The organism is Nocardioides sp. CF8 (assembly GCF_000389985.1).
In the GTDB taxonomy this organism is placed as follows: Bacteria; Actinomycetota; Actinomycetes; order Propionibacteriales; family Nocardioidaceae; genus Nocardioides; species Nocardioides allogilvus.
The window spans coordinates 2,872,206-2,889,411 of the sequence record NZ_CM001852.1; the positions used below are offsets into that span (position 1 = coordinate 2,872,206).

General features: G+C 70.7%; 16 protein-coding genes. 6 read left to right on the forward strand and 10 right to left on the reverse strand.

Going from position 1 to position 17,206, the window contains the following annotated elements:
• Positions 1-183 precede the first annotated feature (183 nt).
• The 4 genes from CF8_RS14075 to CF8_RS22060 are packed head-to-tail and all read right to left on the reverse strand — an operon-like array spanning position 184 to position 4,211.
• Positions 184-1,842 carry a serine/threonine-protein kinase gene (locus tag CF8_RS14075; RefSeq protein ID WP_010833774.1) on the reverse strand — a complete coding sequence of 553 codons (1,659 nt, stop codon included), beginning with the start codon at positions 1,840-1,842 and terminating at the stop codon, positions 184-186.
• A 43-nt stretch (positions 1,843-1,885) separates the two neighbouring features.
• On the reverse strand, positions 1,886-2,965 hold the full coding sequence (locus CF8_RS14080; RefSeq protein WP_010833775.1) for a branched-chain amino acid aminotransferase: 1,080 nt from the start codon (positions 2,963-2,965) through the stop codon (positions 1,886-1,888).
• 16 nt (positions 2,966-2,981) lie between these two features.
• Positions 2,982-4,064 (reverse strand): 3-isopropylmalate dehydrogenase, encoded by a 1,083-nt coding sequence (locus CF8_RS14085; RefSeq protein ID WP_010833776.1) that lies wholly within the window; start codon positions 4,062-4,064, stop codon positions 2,982-2,984.
• A 9-nt stretch (positions 4,065-4,073) separates the two neighbouring features.
• On the reverse strand, positions 4,074-4,211 hold the full coding sequence (locus CF8_RS22060; protein WP_156887230.1) for a hypothetical protein: 138 nt from the start codon (positions 4,209-4,211) through the stop codon (positions 4,074-4,076).
• Positions 4,212-4,610: 399 nt separating this feature from the next.
• On the opposite strand from CF8_RS22060, the gene CF8_RS14090 reads away from it, so the two are divergent.
• The 3 genes from CF8_RS14090 (at position 4,611) to CF8_RS14100 (ending at position 7,397) form a co-directional block, all read left to right on the forward strand.
• Positions 4,611-5,177, forward strand: a complete 567-nt coding sequence (locus CF8_RS14090; protein ID WP_036491076.1) for an O-methyltransferase — start codon at positions 4,611-4,613, stop codon at positions 5,175-5,177.
• A gap of 170 nt (positions 5,178-5,347) precedes the next feature.
• Positions 5,348-5,953 carry a hypothetical protein gene (locus CF8_RS14095; protein ID WP_010833778.1) on the forward strand — a complete coding sequence of 202 codons (606 nt, stop codon included), beginning with the start codon at positions 5,348-5,350 and terminating at the stop codon, positions 5,951-5,953.
• Positions 5,954-5,978: 25 nt separating this feature from the next.
• Positions 5,979-7,397, forward strand: coding sequence for a LamG-like jellyroll fold domain-containing protein (locus CF8_RS14100; RefSeq protein ID WP_010833779.1), 1,419 nt, complete (start codon positions 5,979-5,981; stop codon positions 7,395-7,397).
• Here CF8_RS14100 and yczE read toward each other — a convergent pair.
• Positions 7,359-8,078, reverse strand: coding sequence for a membrane protein YczE (gene yczE, locus CF8_RS14105; protein WP_036491079.1), 720 nt, complete (start codon positions 8,076-8,078; stop codon positions 7,359-7,361). The two genes, CF8_RS14100 and yczE, sit on opposite strands and share 39 nt — an antisense overlap.
• A 61-nt stretch (positions 8,079-8,139) precedes the next feature.
• Here yczE and yczR point away from each other — a divergent pair, with 61 nt between their 5' ends.
• Positions 8,140-9,591 (forward strand): MocR-like transcription factor YczR, encoded by a 1,452-nt coding sequence (gene yczR / locus CF8_RS14110; RefSeq protein WP_084623111.1) that lies wholly within the window; start codon positions 8,140-8,142, stop codon positions 9,589-9,591.
• A gap of 24 nt (positions 9,592-9,615) precedes the next feature.
• Here the strand turns inward: yczR and serA are convergent, their stop codons facing one another.
• The 4 genes from serA to CF8_RS14130 all read right to left on the reverse strand — a co-directional run bounded on the left by serA (position 9,616) and on the right by CF8_RS14130 (position 14,179).
• Positions 9,616-11,205: a phosphoglycerate dehydrogenase gene (gene serA, locus CF8_RS14115; RefSeq protein WP_010833782.1), complete on the reverse strand. Its 1,590-nt coding sequence runs from the start codon at positions 11,203-11,205 to the stop codon at positions 9,616-9,618.
• A 76-nt stretch (positions 11,206-11,281) separates the two neighbouring features.
• Complete coding sequence (locus CF8_RS14120; RefSeq protein ID WP_010833783.1) at positions 11,282-11,986, reverse strand: DsbA family oxidoreductase; 705 nt, start codon at positions 11,984-11,986, stop codon at positions 11,282-11,284.
• A gap of 17 nt (positions 11,987-12,003) precedes the next feature.
• Positions 12,004-12,666 carry an SDR family oxidoreductase gene (locus CF8_RS14125; RefSeq protein WP_010833784.1) on the reverse strand — a complete coding sequence of 221 codons (663 nt, stop codon included), beginning with the start codon at positions 12,664-12,666 and terminating at the stop codon, positions 12,004-12,006.
• A gap of 25 nt (positions 12,667-12,691) precedes the next feature.
• The gene (locus tag CF8_RS14130; RefSeq protein ID WP_010833785.1) at positions 12,692-14,179 is read right to left on the reverse strand and encodes a purine-cytosine permease family protein; all 1,488 of its coding nucleotides are present in this window, start codon (positions 14,177-14,179) and stop codon (positions 12,692-12,694) included.
• Between the two features lie 143 nt (positions 14,180-14,322).
• Between CF8_RS14130 and CF8_RS14135 the strand changes: the two genes are divergently transcribed.
• Entirely contained in the window at positions 14,323-15,222 is a 900-nt protein-coding gene (locus tag CF8_RS14135) for an ABC transporter ATP-binding protein (RefSeq protein WP_010833786.1), read from the forward strand.
• Positions 15,219-16,043 (forward strand): ABC transporter permease subunit, encoded by an 825-nt coding sequence (locus tag CF8_RS14140; RefSeq protein WP_010833787.1) that lies wholly within the window; start codon positions 15,219-15,221, stop codon positions 16,041-16,043. Before CF8_RS14135 ends, CF8_RS14140 begins: the two co-directional genes overlap by 4 nt.
• Before the next feature lie 94 nt (positions 16,044-16,137).
• On the opposite strand, the gene ilvC is transcribed toward CF8_RS14140, so the two are convergent.
• Complete coding sequence (gene ilvC, locus CF8_RS14145) at positions 16,138-17,163, reverse strand: ketol-acid reductoisomerase (protein WP_036491084.1); 1,026 nt, start codon at positions 17,161-17,163, stop codon at positions 16,138-16,140.
• Positions 17,164-17,206 lie beyond the last annotated feature (43 nt).

Sequence of the window (17,206 nt, forward strand, 5' to 3'; positions counted from 1 at the left end):
AGCAGATCGGGGCACAAAAAAACCTCCCGGGGTCAGGAGGTTGGCGCGGCGGGAGACCCGTCGCGCTAGGAAATGATGATGGTGCTGGTGGTGCGCATACCCCTACTGTGCCACGGACAGCAGGTCGAGGAGCGAGAACCGCGATCGGTCTCGGATCGCGGTCAGGGCCGCGCGGGGGCTGCGTCAGGGCTGGAGCCACGACGGCAGGCTCATGTCGGCGAACGGCCGCTCGGCCGCCGGCGCCCAGTCGGTCCCCTGCGCGAGAGCGGTGGCGGCGAGCCCACTGGCCACGGCGAGGGTCGCCACGGCGGCGAAGAACCACAGCAGCGGCCGGGCGCTGATCGGGTGGGACAGCCGGTGCACGGGGCCGCGCAGCCGACGGCTCCCCGGTCCCCACCACATCGCGCCGCCGAGCACGACGCCGATGATGGCGAGGCTCACCAGCATCGAGGCGCCGACCGCGAAGCACAGCAGCGCCGCGGCCAGGCCGAGCCCGATGCTCCACAGCACGAGCAGCAGCGCGCCCGGGATCGAGGCGACCGCGTGCCAGGGCGCCGCCAGCAGCACCTGCACGCCGTCGTACCACTTGGCACCACGCAGCTGTCGGCGGGCGCCAGCCGAGCTCGCCGCCATCGAACCGCTGCGCAGGATCCAGACGAGCAGGGTCAGGACAGCGATCGCGACGTACGGCGCCAGCGCCACCGCCGCACCGACGACCCCGATCCCCGCCAGCACGAGAATCCCCCGGCGCAGCTTCTCGAAGCCGCCGACGGGGCGCGCCGGCGGCGCGGGGGCTGCCTCGTCGCTCCCGATGGTCTGGGTGGATCCGTCCGGCAGCACCCGGGTCGACTGTCGCTGCGGTGCGGTCTCGCGCGCGGCCCAACCGGGGGGCTCGCTCGGACCTGAGTCTCGAGGAGACTCAGGTCGAAGGGCGGGCTCCGCGACCTCGGTCGGGGCGGTGGTCCCTGCCATCGCGGCGACCGCCATCGGCATGGTGAACGGGTCGTCGGCCGGCGCGGCAGCCGTGTGCGGGCCGCGGGTGGAGAGCCACTCGCGCAGCTCGTCGAGGGTCGGTCGGTTGCGCGGCTCGGGGTCGAGCGCGTCGGTCACGGCCCGCCGGATGCTCGGGTCGAGGTCGGACAGGTCGTGCTCCCCGCGGCGTACGCGGTCCATGATCGCCATGGAGGGACCGCGACCGAACGGCGCGCGACCGGTGCCGGCGAAGGCGACCGTCGCGGCCCAGGAGTGCACGTCGGAGGCCGTCGAGGCGTCCTCGCCGAAGAGGATCTCGGGGGCGAGGTAGCCGGGCGTGCCGAGCAGCCAGCCGGTGTGGGTGAGCTTGGGGTCGTCGGCCACCCGCGCCAGCCCGAAGTCGATCAGGATCGGGGTGCGGCCCTCCATCAAGATGTTGGAGGGCTTGATGTCGCGGTGCAGGACACCCACGCCGTGGACCGCGGCCAGCGCCTCGGCCAGGCAGGTCGCAAACCACACGAGGTCGTCGCCCTCGAGCGGTCCCTCCTCGTGGATGTGGTCGTGCAGGGAGAGACCGGGGACGTAGCGGGTCGCGACGAACGGGATCTCGCCCCACGGGTCGGCGTCGAGGATCTCGGCGACGCGGCGCGACTTCACCCGCGTCAGCGACGACACCTCGCGCGCCAGCCGGCGCCGCGCCTCGTCGTCGCCGACGATGTGCGGGCGCAGCACCTTGAGCGCGACCCGCTCGCCACCGGGCTTGCGGGCGAGGTGGACCACGCCCATGCCGCCCTCACCGAGGCGCGTCAGCAGCTCGTAGTCGCCGACGAAGAGACCCGGCGGTGCCTGCTCGGGACGGGAGGTGGTCACGCACGGAGATTACCGGGGCGGGCCCGGAGAACCCGTCAGGCGCTCAGTCGACCTGGTGCATCCAGCCGAACGTGTCGTCGGCGCGGCCAAACTGGACGTCGACCAGAGCCGAGCGGATCCGCATGGTGAGGTCGGTCGAGGGGGGCGCCGGCACCTCGCCGCCGTTCCACTTCAGCGACCCGACGGGGGTCACCACCGCGGCGGTGCCGCACGCGAAGATCTCGGTGATCGCGCCGCTCGTGACGCCCTCGCGCCACTCGTCGATGGAGAACTTGCGCTCCTCGACCTGGTGGCCGAGCTTGCCGGCGAGCTCGATGATCGAGGCGCGGGTGATGCCCTCGAGGATGGTGCCGGTCTGCGGGGTGACGATGCGACCGTCCTCGAAGACGTAGTACATGTTCATGCCGCCGAGCTCCTCGACGTACTTGCCCTCCTGGCCGTCGAGGAAGACGACCTGGTCGCAGCCGTGGGCCGTGGCCTCCTGCTGCGCGACGAGCGAGCTGGCGTAGTTGCCGCCGGTCTTCGCCGCGCCCATGCCGCCGCGGCCGGCGCGGGTGTAGTCCTCGGTCAGCCACAGCGTGACGGGCTTGATGCCGCCCTTGAAGTAGGCGCCGGCGGGCGAGGCGATGACCATGAACGTGACGTGCTGGGCCGGGCGGACCCCGAGGAAGACCTCGCTGGCGAACATGAACGGCCGCAGGTAGAGGCTCTTCTCGCCACCGTCGGTGTTCGTCGGCACCCACCGCTCGTCGATCTTCACCAGTGCCTCGACGGCAGCCACGAAGTCCGCGACCGGCAGCTCGGGGAAGGCCAGCCGCTGCGAGGAGCGCGCCATCCGCTTGGCGTTCTCCTCGGGCCGGAACAGGTGCACCGAGCCGTCCGCGTGCCGGTAGGCCTTCATCCCCTCGAACGTCTCCTGCGCGTAGTGCAGGACGGCGGTCGCCGGGTCGAGCGTGAGCGGGCCGTAGGGCGTCACGCGCGCGTCGTGCCAGCCACGGTCCGGGGTCCACTCGATCGTGACCATGTGGTCGGTGAAGTGGATGCCGAAACCGGGGTTGGCGAGGATCCCGGAGAGACGTGCGTCGTCGACCGGGGCGGGGTTGGCCGTGGTGCTGATGTCCATGGTCGCCAATCTAACGCTAGAGCCGGCCTGCGATCGCGTCGCCGACCTCGGACGTACGGCGCGTGGTGCCTGCCTGCCGCTCGGCCAGATCGGCGAGCACGGCCGCCTCGACGGCGGCCGACGCATCGGCGTACCCCAGGTGGTCGAGGAGCAGCGAGGTCGACAGGATCGCAGCGGTCGGGTCGGCCTTCTGCTGGCCCGCGATGTCGGGCGCGGAGCCGTGCACGGGCTCGAACATCGAGGGGGCGGTGCGGTCGGGGTTGATGTTGCCGCTGGCCGCGAGCCCGATGCCGCCCGTGATGGCGGCGGCGAGGTCGGTGATGATGTCGCCGAAGAGGTTGTCGGTGACGATCACGTCGAAGCGCGACGGGTTGACCGTCATGTGGATCATCGCCGCGTCGATGTGCATGTAGTCGGTGGTGACGTCCGGGTGCTCGGCTGCGACGGCCTCGAACAGCCGCCACCAGACCGAGCCGGCGTTGACCAGCACGTTGGTCTTGTGGACCAGGGTGAGGTGCTTGCGCGGACGGCGCTCGGCGCGGGCGAAGGCGTCACGGACGACGCGCTCGACGCCGAAGGCGGTGTTGACGGAGACCTCGGTGGCCACCTCGGCGGGCGTGCCGACGCGCAGGGCGCCGCCGTTGCCGGTGTAGGGACCCTCGGTGCCCTCGCGGACGACGACGAAGTCGATCTCGCCCTGGTCGAGCACGCTGTCGGCCAGCGGGGAGGGGGTGCCGGGGAAGAGCCGGCTCGGGCGCAGGTTGACGTAGTGGTCGAGCTCGAAGCGGAGCTTGAGCAGCAGACCGCGCTCGAGGATGCCGGGCGGCAGGTTGGGGTCGTTGGGCTTGCCACCGACCGCGCCGAGCAGGATCGCGTCGTGCTGCCGGATCTCGGCGAGCACGGAGGGCGGGAGCACGTCGCCGGTGGCGAGGTAGTTCTCCGCGCCGAGCGCGTAGTGGGTCTGCTCGAACTTCACCGGGACGTCGACCGCCTCGAGGACCTTGAGCGCCTCGGGGGTGACCTCCTGGCCGATGCCGTCGCCGGGGATGACGGCGAGCTGGACGGTGCCGGACTGGCTGGCGGTGGCCTCTGTAGTCATGTGCGAAATCTAGTTGTCGTCGGGGCGCTGGCCGCCGTTGTCTCGCAGGTCAAGCGACGCTTGCAGTGCTGCGTTGGTCGCTTCGATGCTGCGCGGGTTCTCGGGGTTGTGGCTGGCGGGGCCCCAGTCGGGGTACAGGTCGTACATCTCGTGCTCCTTCGGGATCGGTCGGGTGTTGCCCCCGTCCCGCGGCGGAGATCGTTCGACTGGTCCCACGGATCGCGTGAGGAGGGTCAGCCGACGGCCTGCGGATCGCGCGAAGTCACATCGGGAGCGAGATCCGCCGCGGGGCGTTGGTCGTGCCGGTCCAACCGGCACTGCAGGGTGTGAACCACCACTGCTGACAAGGCCCTACCGACGTCGTCGCACGTCGAACACCGCGACGAGTGGGCCCTGTCTCAGGCCTCGCCGCGGCGATCAATAAGTACGAGAACGCTCCGCATGGTGAGCCGACCGTACGCCCCCGACCCCGGGCAGCGCAGCCATCTGGCCGACCTTGCTCACGATGCGAGACAGTCGTCTTGTCATGAAAGACTCGACAACCTCATGAGTGCCCCTCCCGAACTACCCGACATCGTGTCCCGCGCCTTCGACGTCTCCCGCAAGGCGGGCTACGTCGCGTTCTGCCGCAACGAGACCGGTCGGCTGCTCGCTGCGCTGGCCGCCACGCGCGGCGGCACCATGGCCGAGTTCGGCACGGGCTGCGGGGTGGGCACTGCCTGGCTGCGCAGCGGCGTACGCAACGGGGCCCGCATCATCACCGCCGAGCTGAACCCCAAGCTCGCCACCGCAGCCGCCGAGATCTTCGAGGACGACGACCGCGTCGAGGTGCTGGAGGCCGACTGGTCGACCCTGCACGAGCGCGGTCCCTACTCGCTCGTCTTCCTCGACTCGGGCGACCCGGAGTCGGTGCGCGTCGACGCCGTCGTCGACCTGCTCGAGCCGGGCGGCATCGTGGTGCTCGACGACTTCACGCCGTGCGAGATGTGGCCGCCGATCTCCTACGGTCGCGTCGACACCCTGCGCGAGGAGTGGCTCACCGACGAGCGGTTCACCGCCGTCGAGGTGATGATCGCGCCCGACGCGTCGGCCCTCATCGCCACGCGTCGCTAGAAGGGTCTTCCCTGGCTGGCGCTCGCACCTGGTTCGGGCGTGCACCCCAATCAATACACAGTCGTGCCACTTTTCCCCCACACGGCGGACAGGCGAGTGGGTGCTACCTACCTTGGGGCGACCCCGCCGGACCGTCGTCGGTCCGGACCCTTTCTCGTTGGAGAACATTCATGAACAAGCCCTCTCGTCGCGCCCAGAAGCTCCTCGTCGGCGCGACCACTCCCGTCGCCGTCGTCTGCGCGGCGGCCATGGTCTACCAGGCGTCCTACGCAGCCTTCAGCGGCCAGACCCGCAACTCCGGCAACGACTGGTCCACCGGTTCGGTCAACCTGACCGACGACGACAACGGGTCCGCGCGGTTCCAGGTCGCCAACTTGCTGCCGGACCAGACCGACGACAAGTGCATCAAGGTCACGGCCAACGCTTCGGTGCCCAGCACGGTCAAGGGCTACGCAGTCAACCCGGTGCCCTCGAACACCGGCCTCGAGAACCGGATCAAGGTGACCATCGAGGACGGCACGGGCGGCACCTTCGCCGACTGCACCGGCTTCCAGCCCCAGACCGTGCTGGTCCCCGACTACACCTTGGCCCAGCTGGCCCAGGCCAACAACTGGGAGAGCGGTGTCGGCGGCTGGACCGTCCCGGCCGGAACCTCCTCCAAGACCTACCGGATCACCTGGCGATTCGACACCGCCGGCATGACCCAGGCCCAGGTGGACCAGCTCCAGAACTCGCGCACCGGCATCGACATCCAGTGGGAGATGCGGAGCAACTGAGGGCTCTCGGCGTCACACCACACGTATGCATCTCTCGCAGGACGGCGCAGCCGGGACCCCCTCGTGGTCCCGGCTGGTCGTCGTGCTGCTCGCGCGTGCCTACCGAGCCGTCTTCCTGACCCTGGCCGCGCTGGCGCTGGCCCCGATGCTCATCCACTGGGGCTCCTACGTCGTGGAGACGGGCTCGATGCGACCCTCGATCGCCGTCGGGGACGTGGTGCTCGCCCGGCCGGTGCAGGCGGCCGACACCGTCCACGTGGGCCGCGTCTACGTGTTCGACGACCCGAGCCGCTCCGACGACCGGCTGCTCGTGCACCGCGTGGTCGAGCGCCGCGACGACGGTGACTTCACCTCCGCGGGTGACGCGAACCAGTTCACCGACACCACGCCCGTGCGTGCCACGGACCTGACGGCGCAGGCGATCCTGCTGGTGCCGTTCGTGGGCCTCCCCGTCGTCTGGCTGGGATCCGGGCAGTGGCTGCCCCTCGCGGCGTGGTTGCTGCTGACCATGTCGGCCTTCGGCCTGGCGACGTTGCGCGCGGGCAGCGACCGGCCGCCACGGGACCGCCTGCGTCGCCGCACCAAGGGCGTGCGCCAGCCCGGCCCTGCGCCGAGCCCGGTCACGGTCGCGCGGACCGCGCTCGCTCCCACGGCCGTCGGGGTGGCGCTGCTCTTGCTCGGGGCGACGCCCATGACCGTCTCCGCGGGGTTCACGGCTCGCTCGGCCAACGGCTCCAACTCCTGGACGGTGGGCACCTGGGTCCAGGAGTACGTCGGCGCCGTGCTCACCGACCAGCCGTTCGGTTTCTGGCTGCTCGACGAGTCCAGCGGGTCGCCGTACGCCGCCGACCGGTCCGGGCACAACCGCACCGGCCAGTACTACGGCGCCCTCACCCTGGGCCGTCCGGGCGGCCTGCCCCGCAACCCCGGGACGGCGGTCGGTGTGGCGGGCGGCCGGGTCGTGCTCGGACCCACGTTCGTCGCCTCGCCTGCGACGTACTCCATCGAGCTGTGGATGCGCACGACCTCGACGGCCGGCGGCTATGTCGCAGGCTTCGAGGACGACCGTGACGACAACTGGCGCGGAGCCGACGCCGACCGGATCGTGTTCCTCCAGCCCTCCGGACAGCTGACCTTCGGCCTCTGGAGCAACCGCTCGACGAGCATCACCACTCCGCGCGCCTACAACGACGGCGTGTGGCACCACGTGGTCGTGACCAGCACGTCTGCGCGGTCATCGGTGGTGTACGTCGACGGCGTCGCCGTCACCAGCGGGACCACCTCGCCGGTGAACAGCTACCCGGGTTACTGGCGGATCGGCCAGGGCAGCACGGGCAACCAGAACGGGGTCAGCTCGTCGTTCCCCGGCGACCTCGACAACGTCGCGGTCTACCACTCGGTGCTGTCACCGACTCGCGTCGCCGCCCACTGGGCTGCCCGCTGACGTGAGGTCGACGGCACCGGGCAGGTCCACGGTGAACCACGGCAGCATCAGCTGGGTCAGCGGTCCGATGAGTACGGCGTAGAGCACCGTCCCGACGCCCAGCACACCGCCGAGCGCCAGGCCGAGCACCACGACCAGCACCTCGAGGCCGGTGCGCACCAGTCGCAGCGAGAGCCCGGTGCGGCGCGCGAGCCCGGTCATCAGGCCGTCGCGCGGCCCGCGGCCGAACTGCGCGCCGATGTAGAGCGCACTGGCCATGCCGCACAGGGCGACACCGCCCAGGGCCAGCGCGATCCGCGCGACCATCCCGTCGCCGGGGGCGAGCACGGCCAGCGTCGCGTCGGCGGACATGCCCACGATGAAGGCGTTCGCGATGGTGCCGATGCCGGGCTTCTCCTTGAGCGGGATCCAGAAGATCAGCACGATGAAGCTGAACAGCACCACGGCCTGGCCGATCGTCATCGGCACGTGTCGGATGAAGCCGGAGTGCAGCACGTCCCACGGCGCCAGGCCGAGCGCCCCGCGGAGCATCATGGCCAGCGAGACGCCGTACAGGACGAGGCCGATCAGCAGCTGCGGCACCCGGCGACCGAGGCGACCGGCGCGCAGCTGCGCGATCGGGCCGAGGTCGACGAGGGCGGTGGGGGGACGCACGCCAGCCGTGCCGGAGATGATGCTCATGGACTCATTCTCCGACAGATTGGCCTTCTCTTCGATAGCCAATCGTGGAAGAGTGGTCTGCATGACGCGCACCATCAGTGCTTCCCGAGTGGCCACTCTCGTGGGTCCGCTGTCCGGCGACGAGCGGCCCCTCTACCTCGAGCTGGCCGAGGGCCTGCGCCTGCTGATCGGCGAGGGACGCATCCCGGCGGCCACCCGCATGCCCAGCGAGCGCGAGCTCACCACCGCCCTCGGCGTCAGTCGGACCACGGTGACGCGGGCCTATGCCGAGCTACGGGACCGGGAGTACGCCGAGTCGCGCCGCGGCTCCGGCACCGTGACCCGGCTGCCGCTGCACGCGACGTCGGTGACCGACCGCATCTTCGCCCCGTGGTCGCAGGACCCCGACGTCGTCGACCTCAACTGTGCGGCGCCCAGCGCCCCGGCGGGCGTCGCGGCGGCCTACGAGGCAGCGGTGGCCGAGCTCCCGCCCTACCTGTCCAACCACGGCTACTACCCCGCCGGGCTGGCCCGGTTGCGCGAGGTGGTCGCCGAGACCTATGCCGAGCGGGGGCTCCCGACGTCCCCCGAGCAGATCATGATCACCAGCGGCGCGCTGGCCGGCGCCGCGGTGGTCGCGCAGGCCCTGACGTCGCCCGGCGACCGGGTGGTCGTCGAGGACCCGGTCTACCCCAACGCCACGCAGGCGCTCGGCCACCGCAGCGCCCGGCTGGTGCCGGCGCCCGTCGACCCCGACGGCTGGGACCTCGCCGCGACGGCGGCCATCGTGCGCCAGGCCGCTCCCCGGCTCGCCTACCTGATCCCGGACTTCCAGAACCCCACCGGACTCGTGATGAGTGACGATCAGCGCGCCGAGTACGCCGCCGCGCTGAAGCGCGCCCGGGTCACCCCGGTCGTCGACGAGGCGCACCAGGCGCTGGCCCTCGACGGACAGGCGATGCCGGCTCCCTTCGCCACCCACTCCCCCGGTGCGATCACCATCGGCAGCGCCAGCAAGCAGTTCTGGGGAGGCCTGCGACTCGGCTGGCTGCGCGTGCCCGAGCCGATGATGCCGGCGCTCCTGCAGGCGCGGATGAGCCTCGACCTGGGCGCGCCCCTGCTCGAGCAGCTCGCCCTGGTGCACCTGATCGAGAACAGGCACGCCGTTTGGGCGGCCAACCGCGAGCGGCTCGGCCGGCAACGCGACGTGCTGCTCGACGCGCTCGACACGCAGCTGCCCGACTGGACCTTCCACCGGCCCACAGGTGGGCTGGCGGTGTGGTGCCGGCTCCCCCGGCCCCGCGCGAGCGCGCTGGTCGCCGAGGCCGAGCGGCTGGGCGTGATCGCGGCGGCCGGCCGGGTGTTCGCCGTCGAGGGCGGGCTCGAGCACTTCGTCCGGCTCCCCTGGACGAGGCCGGCCGACGAGCTCGAGCTCGCCGTCACCCGGCTCGCCCAGGCGTGGGCGGTGTCGTCGTCGCGTGCACGCACAGGTGAGGCGGCCCGAGACGACTCGGACCGCCTCACCGTGGCGTAGCTCAGGCCCGCAGGCCCGTGGGTCTCAGACCAGGTCGGCAGCGCGGACGGACACCGCGTTGATCGCCGTCTCGATCTCGGCGAGCGTCTCGGCCGGGATCACGGAGTCGACCGACAGGGCGACCAGCGCCTCGCCGCCCTTGTCCGTGCGCGAGACCTGCATGCCGGCGATGTTGACACCGGAGGCGCCGAGGATGCCGCCGACGGTGCCGACCATGCCCGGCCGGTCGGCGTAGGTGAAGAACGCCAGGTGGTCGGTGGGCTCGATGTCGATGTCGAAGCCGTTGACCTCGACGAGGCGCTCCTTCTGGGAGATGCCGACGAGCGTGCCGCTGACCGAGATCTGCGAGCCGTCGGCCAGGGTGCCGCGGATCGTGATCAGGTTGCGGTGGTCGGGGCTCTCCGGGTCGGAGACGAGGCGTACGGCGGTTCCCCGCTCGGCCGCCAGCAGCGGCGCGTTCACGTAGGAGACCTGGTCCTCGACGATGTCGGTGAAGACACCCTTGAGGGCCGCGAGCTCGAGCACCTTGACGTCGAACTCGGTGATCTCGCCCCGGACCTCGACGTCGATCTGCTGGGCGACCTCGCCGGCCAGGGCGGTGAAGACCCGGCCGAGCTTCTCGGTGAGCGGGATGCCGGGACGGACGTCCTCGGCGATGACGCCGCCCTGGACGTTGACGGCGTCGGGAACGAGCTCACCCGACAGGGCCAGGCGCACGGACTTGGCGACGGCGATGCCGGCCTTCTCCTGGGCCTCGTCGGTCGACGCACCGAGGTGGGGCGTGGCGACGACGTTCTCCAGCTCGAAGAGCGGGCTGTCGGTGCAGGGCTCCTTGGCGAACACGTCCAGGCCGGCGGCAGCGATCTGGCCGGTCTTCAGCGCGTCGTAGAGGGCGGCCTCGTCGACGATGCCACCGCGGGCAGCGTTGACCAGCACCAGCGAGGTCTTGGCCTTCGCGAGCTGCTCGGCACCGATCAGGCCCACGGTCTCGGGGGTCTTGGGCAGGTGCACGCTCATGAAGTCGGCCTCGGCCAGGAGGGTGTCGAGGTCGACGAGACGCACGCCCATCTGCGCGGCGCGGCCGGCCTGGACGTAGGGGTCGTAGGCGATGACCTTCATGCCGAAGGCGCTCAGGCGCTGGGCGACGAGGACGCCGATGCGACCGAGACCGACGATGCCGACGGTCTTCTCGTAGAGCTCGATGCCGGTGTACTTCGAGCGCTTCCACTCGCCGTTCTTCAGCGCCGCGTGGGCCGGGCTGACGTGGCGGGCGGCGGCCAGCATCAGGGCGACGGCCAGCTCGGCGGCGGAGACGATGTTGGACGTCGGGGCGTTGACGACCATGACGCCCGCCTGGGTGGAGGCCTTGACGTCGACGTTGTCGAGACCGACGCCCGCACGGGCGACGACCTTGAGCTTCTTGGCGGCGGCGAGCGCCTCGGCGTCGACCTTGGTGGCCGAGCGCACGAGGATGGCGTCGACGTCGACGATGGCGGCGAGCAGCTCGGCGCGGTCGGCGCCGTTGCAGTTGCGGATCTCGAAGTCGGGACCGAGCGCCTCGACGGTGGCGGGGCTCAGTTCTTCGGCGATGAGTACGACAGGCTTTGAAGTCACAGCGGAGTTCCTCGATGTGGGTGATCGATGAGGGCCTGCACGACGCTGTGCACGGCCAGCCTACAAGGTGTGGGCGTCAGATGGCACAGCCGTCCGGTCCGCAGGCATCGCCGCTCGCGAGCATCTCCACGACCGGGTGCGACTCCGACCAGGCCCGCTCCAGCACCTGGGTGAACGCCTCGGCCGGCTGGGCTCCGGAGACGCCGAACTTGTTGTCCACCACGAAGAACGGGACCCCGGTCGCGCCGAACGCCTGAGCCTGCTCGATGTCGGCCCACACGTCGTCGGCGAACTCCGTGCTGCCCAGCACCCGGTCGACGGCCGCCTCGTCCAGACCGGCCTCGGTGACGATCGAGCGCAGCTCGCCGTGGTCGGCGACGTTGCGGGCGTCGATGAAGTACGCCGACAGCAGCGCCTCCTTCACCCGGCCCTGCAGCTCCGGCCCGCCGTCGTGGAGCGCGAGGTGGACGAGCCGGTGGGCGTCCATGGTGCCGACGCGCTTCGACTCGTGGTGGCGCCAGAGCATGCCCTCCTCGGCCGCGGCGGCCTCCACGCGGTCGATCATCGTGCGTCCGGCGTCCGGCCCACCGCCGTACTTGCGGCCCAGCGCCTCGGCGACGGTCTCCACCGGGGTCGTGGGAGCACCCGGGTCGAGCTGGTAGGAGTGCCACACCACCTCGACCTCGTCGGCGTGCTCGAAGGTGCTCAGGGCCGTCTCGAGGCGGCGCTTGCCGATGTAGCACCACGGGCAGACCACGTCGGACCAGATGTCGATGCGCATGTGGGCAGCAACCTCGCTCAGCGCGGGGATGTTCCCGCGACGGCGGCGGCGATCGGTGTGTCACCTGACACGAGGTTCCACTGGGCACCGACCCCGGCGTCGGAGTCGAGGACCTCGGCGAGGACCGCCGCCACGTCGGCGCGCGGGACCTCGGCCCGGGCGACGTCCTGACCGAGCTCGACCAGGCCCGTGGCGTCGCCGTCGGTGAGCATCCCGGGGCGGATGATCGTCCACTCGAGCCCGCTGTCGCGCAGGGCCGTGTCGGCGTCACGCTTCGCGTCGACGTACGCACGCCAGACCGGGTTGGCGTCTGCGGCGACCGGGTCGTCCACGTTGATCGCGGAGACCTGGACGAAGCGGCTGACGCCGGCCTGCCGAGCGCCCTCGATCGACTTGAGCGACCCCTCGAGGTCGACCGTCCGCTTGCGCTCGATGTTGCCGTCAGGGCCGCCGCCCGCGGCGAAGACGACTGCTCGGGCGCCCTCGAAGGCGGCGCCGAAGTCCTCCGCTGTGCTGTTCTCGATGTCGAGCAGGCGCACCTCGGCACCCGCTGCCTCGAGCCGTGGACGGTGCTCCTCGGAGCGCACCAACGCGACCGGGGTGTGGCCGCGCTCCACCAGCAGGGGGTGCAGCAGGCGGGCGATCTGGCCGTTTCCTCCGACGATGGCGATGCGAGTCATACCGGCCACAGTGCCACGACGCCGGTCAGACGTTTTCCTGGCGAGCGACGGTGGCGCGACGGGCGACCAGGGTGACGGCGAACGAGAGGCCGAGGGCGAGCAGCACGCCCAGGTTGGCGTAGGCCCAGGGGCCGTCCCAGTAGGGCCCGGCCGGGTCGTCGACGTAGGTCCCCAGGCCCAGCGGGCGCAGCAGGAAGCCCTGCCAGTTGTTCCAGGACGCGTCGGTCGCGAACGAGTTGACGACCAGGCCCCAGCCGAGCACGGATGCCCCGATCATCGTGCCGATCGAGGTCCAGTCGAAGGCGCCGTAGCGGCCGGTCGCGTCGAACAGCGCCTCGTCGTCGTAGTCGCGCCGGCGCAGGAGGATGTCGGCGATCATGATGCCGGCCCAGGAGGCGAGCGGGACTCCCAGCGTGATCAGGAAGCTCTGGAACGGCCCGAGGAAGTCGGCGGCGAAGAAGACGACGTAGATCGTGCCGAGGGTGAGGAGCACACCGTCGACGCCGGCCGCCTGCGGGCGCGTGAGCTTCACTCCGAGCGACAGCAGGGTCAGGCCCGAGGAGTAGATGCCGAGCACTGCCCCGCTCACGAGCGCCAGGATCGCGGCCAGCAGGAAGGGCACGAGGAACCACGTCGGCAGCGCCCTGCCCAGGGTGCCGATCGGGTCGGCGACGATGCCGGCCGCCAGGTCCGGCGACGAGCCGGCGAGCAGGAGTCCGAAGAGCACCAGCAGGACCGGCGCGATCGCACCGCCGAGCGTGTTCCAGCCAACGATCGCGGCACCGCTGGCCGAGCGCCGCTGGTAGCGCGACCAGTCGGCCGCGATGTTGATCCAGCCCAGGCCGAAGCCGGTCATCACCATCACGAGCGCTCCGACCATCTGCTGGACGCTGCCGTCGGGGATGGCGGTCACCTCGGACCAGCGCACCTCGTCCAGGGTCAGCGCGAGGTAGATGATCGTGGCGATGCCCGTGATCCAGGTCAGCCACGACTGCATCTTCATGATCACGTGGTAGCCCGCCACGCTGGCGGAGACGATGAGCGCCGCGACCACGACGGTGGCCACCACCTTCGTCATCGTCCCGGAGGCCCAGCCCAGCTGGTCGAAGATGGTCGCGGTCGCGAGCACGGCGAGGATCGCGAGGAAGGTCTCCCAGCCGATCGAGACCAGCCAGGACACCGCGCCGGGAAGCTTCTGCCCCGTCACGCCGAAGGCCGCCCGGCTCAGGATCATGGTGGGGGCGGATCCGCGCTTGCCGGCGATGGCGATGACGCCGCACAACGCGAACGAGATGACGACCCCGACCACCGTGACGACGGCCGCCTGCCAGAACGAGATGCCGAAGCCGAGCACGAACGACCCGTAGCTGATGCCGAAGACGCTGACGTTGGCCGCGAACCACGGCCAGAACAGGTCCCGCGGCCTGGCGGTCCGGTCGGCCTCGTCGATGATCTCGATGCCTGTCTGCTCGACGCCGAGTCGTCGGGTCGCTGCCAGAGTGCTGTCGCTCATGACCTCATGATGCACCCGCCCCGCCGCAGGCGTGCTCAGGGTGACCCCTGTCCCGACTCAGGGTCGGGCGGGGGTCGAGTGGGGGCAGGGCGGGGGTTGCCACCCGATGTGGCGGAAGGTGGCCGGCCAGCAGAGTGGCGACCATGATCACCGTTGACTCACTGACCCGGAGGTACGCCGGCTTCACCGCCGTCGACAACGTCTCCTTCACCGCCCAGCCCGGCCGCGTGACCGGCTTCCTCGGCCCGAACGGCGCTGGCAAGTCCACCACGATGCGGGTGATGGTCGGGCTCACCGTCCCCACGTCCGGTTCGGCCACCATCGACGGCATCAGGTTCGCCGACCTGCCCAATCCCGGCCTCGAGGTCGGCGTCCTGCTCGACGCCTCCGCCCAGCACGCCGGACGCACCGGGCGGGAGATCCTCACGGTGGCTGCCGACACGATGGGCCTGCCCCCCACGCGGGTCGACGAGATGCTCGAGCTCGTCAGCCTGACGCCCACCGAGGCCAAGCGGCGGGTGCGCAACTACTCGCTCGGCATGCGCCAGCGCCTCGGGATCGCCACCGCGTTGCTCGGCGACCCGCGCGTGCTCATCCTCGACGAGCCGGCCAACGGTCTCGACCCGGCCGGCATCCGCTGGATGCGCGACCTGCTGCGCAGCTATGCCGACAAGGGCGGCACGGTGCTGCTCTCCTCGCACCTGCTGCACGAGATCGAGGTCATCGCCGATGACCTGGTCGTGATCGGCAACGGCAAGATCGTCGCCTCCGGCACCAAGGAGGAGCTGCTCGCAGCAGCGGGCACCCTCGCCCGCTCGACGTCGCCGCGCGACCTCGCCCACGCCCTCGAGCAGGCCGGCATCGCCAGCACGCTCGCCGGCGACGGCTCGGTCCGCACCGACGCCGATCCTGCCCAGGTGGGCGCGGTGGCACTCGCCGCCGGCATCGCCCTCACCGAGCTCCGCTCCGCCGAGGGCGCGGGGCTCGAAGACATGTTCCTGTCGCTCACTGCCGACACCCAGCGCGAAGGAGTTGCGGCATGACCGCCACGACCGTCTCCCCCACGACCAGCACCGATGCGTCACGCTCGTTCCCGGTGCGCGAGCCCGCCCGCGCCATACCGATCACCCGTCTGGTCAAGGTCGAGCTGCGCAAGATGTTCAACACCCGCTCGGGCTTCTGGATGCTCGTCAGCATCGGCATCCTGTCGCTGCTGGCGACCGGCGCCGTGATCATCTTCGCGCCCGACAACGCCGTGACCTACGAGAACTTCGCGACGGCGATCGGGTTCCCGATGTCGGTGATCCTGCCGATGATCGCGATCCTCGGTGTGACCAGCGAGTGGAGCCAGCGCAGCGGGCTCACGACCTTCACCCTCGTGCCGAGCCGCGGCCGGGTGATCAGCGCCAAGGCGATCGCGACCTTCCTGGTCGGCCTCGTCTCCATGGCCGTCGCCTTCGCCGTCGGCGCGCTGGGCAACATCGTCGGCTCCGCCCTCGCGGGCGTCGACACGGTGTGGGACGTCTCGCTCGCGACGGCGCCGCAGATCGTGCTCGGCAACCTCGTCGGTATGGCGATCGGCTTCACGCTCGGTGTCGTGCTGCGCAGCTCCGCGGCGGCCATCGTCGGCTACTTCGTCGTCTCGCTGGTGCTGCCGGGGATCCTCGCCCTGCTCGCCCAGGTGCGGGACTGGTTCGCCGACCTGCAGCCCTGGATCGACTGGAACTACACCCAGGTCAACCTGTTCGAGGGAGCCACCGACACCGCCAAGGAGTGGGCCATGCTCGGCTCGACCACCGCGATCTGGATCGTGCTGCCGCTGATCGTCGGGCTGCTGTTCCTGCGCCGCTCCGAGGTGAAGTGACAGGTCACGAAGTCACCTGAAATACGCGCCGACCGGGCACAAAGTGTGAACTTTGTGCCCGGTCGGCGTTGTTCGTGCGTGACTCTGTGACGGGTCAGCGAGCCGCGGAGCCCTCGGTGTAGTCCGAGTCCTCCTGCTTCCACGCGAAGTGGGAGCGCAGCGTCTTGCCGGTGGCCTCGATCGAGTGCGCGGCTTCCTTCTCGCGCAGCTCGAGGAACTCCGTGCCGCCGTTGTCCTGGTCGTCGATGAAGCGCTTCGCGAAGGCACCGGACTGGATGTCGTCGAGGATCGACTTCATGCTGGCCTTCACCTCGGGGGTGACGACGCGCGGGCCGGAGACGTAGTCGCCGTACTCCGCCGTGTCGGAGACCGACCAGCGCTGCTTGGCGATGCCGCCCTCCCACATGAGGTCGACGATGAGCTTGAGCTCGTGGAGGACCTCGAAGTAGGCGATCTCGGGCTGGTAGCCGGCCTCGGTCAGGGTCTCGAAGCCCGCCTGGACGAGGTGGGACACGCCGCCGCAGAGGACAGCCTGCTCACCGAACAGGTCGGTCTCGGTCTCCTCGGTGAAGGTCGTCTTGATGACACCGGCGCGGGTGCCACCGATGGCCTTGGCGTAGGACTTCGCGAGGTCCCAGGCGGTGCCGGACGCGTCCTGCTCGACGGCGATGATGTCGGGAATGCCCCGCCCGGCGACGTACTCGCGACGCACCGTGTGACCCGGGGCCTTGGGCGCCACGAGGATCACGTCGACACCGGCCGGCGGCTGGATGTAGCCGAAGCGGATGTTGAAGCCGTGGCCGAAGACGAGGGTGTCGCCCTCGGTGATGTGCGGCTCGATCGACTCGGCGTAGATGTGGCGCTGGAACTGGTCGGGGGCGAGCACGACGATGACGTCGGCCTCCTGGACCGCCTCGGCGACGGAGAGCACGCGCAGCCCCTCGTCCTCAGCCTTGGCGCGGCTCGTGGAGCCTTCCTTCAGGCCGACCCGGACGTCGACGCCGGAGTCGCGCAGGTTGAGCGCGTGGGCGTGACCCTGGCTGCCGTAGCCGATGACGGCGACGTTCTTGGCCTGGATCAGGCTCAGGTCGGCGTCGTCGTCGTAGAACATCTCAGCCACTGGGGGCTCTCCTTCTGGTTGGTGTGTCTGGTTCGAGTGGATT

Excerpts from the sequence above, each read along its gene's own strand:
- CF8_RS14080 (WP_010833775.1), bottom strand. The coding sequence starts at position 2,965 with ATGGACATCAGCACCACGGCCAACCCCGCCCCGGTCGACGACGCACGT.
- CF8_RS14085 (WP_010833776.1), bottom strand. The coding sequence starts at position 4,064 with ATGACTACAGAGGCCACCGCCAGCCAGTCCGGCACCGTCCAGCTCGCC.
- CF8_RS22060 (WP_156887230.1), bottom strand. The coding sequence starts at position 4,211 with ATGTACGACCTGTACCCCGACTGGGGCCCCGCCAGCCACAACCCCGAG.
- CF8_RS14090 (WP_036491076.1), top strand. The coding sequence starts at position 4,611 with ATGAGTGCCCCTCCCGAACTACCCGACATCGTGTCCCGCGCCTTCGAC.
- CF8_RS14095 (WP_010833778.1), top strand. The coding sequence starts at position 5,348 with ATGAACAAGCCCTCTCGTCGCGCCCAGAAGCTCCTCGTCGGCGCGACC.
- CF8_RS14100 (WP_010833779.1), top strand. The coding sequence starts at position 5,979 with ATGCATCTCTCGCAGGACGGCGCAGCCGGGACCCCCTCGTGGTCCCGG.
- yczE (WP_036491079.1), bottom strand. The coding sequence starts at position 8,078 with ATGAGCATCATCTCCGGCACGGCTGGCGTGCGTCCCCCCACCGCCCTC.
- yczR (WP_084623111.1), top strand. The coding sequence starts at position 8,140 with ATGACGCGCACCATCAGTGCTTCCCGAGTGGCCACTCTCGTGGGTCCG.
- CF8_RS14120 (WP_010833783.1), bottom strand. The coding sequence starts at position 11,986 with ATGCGCATCGACATCTGGTCCGACGTGGTCTGCCCGTGGTGCTACATC.
- CF8_RS14125 (WP_010833784.1), bottom strand. The coding sequence starts at position 12,666 with ATGACTCGCATCGCCATCGTCGGAGGAAACGGCCAGATCGCCCGCCTG.
- CF8_RS14130 (WP_010833785.1), bottom strand. The coding sequence starts at position 14,179 with ATGAGCGACAGCACTCTGGCAGCGACCCGACGACTCGGCGTCGAGCAG.
- CF8_RS14135 (WP_010833786.1), top strand. The coding sequence starts at position 14,323 with ATGATCACCGTTGACTCACTGACCCGGAGGTACGCCGGCTTCACCGCC.
- CF8_RS14140 (WP_010833787.1), top strand. The coding sequence starts at position 15,219 with ATGACCGCCACGACCGTCTCCCCCACGACCAGCACCGATGCGTCACGC.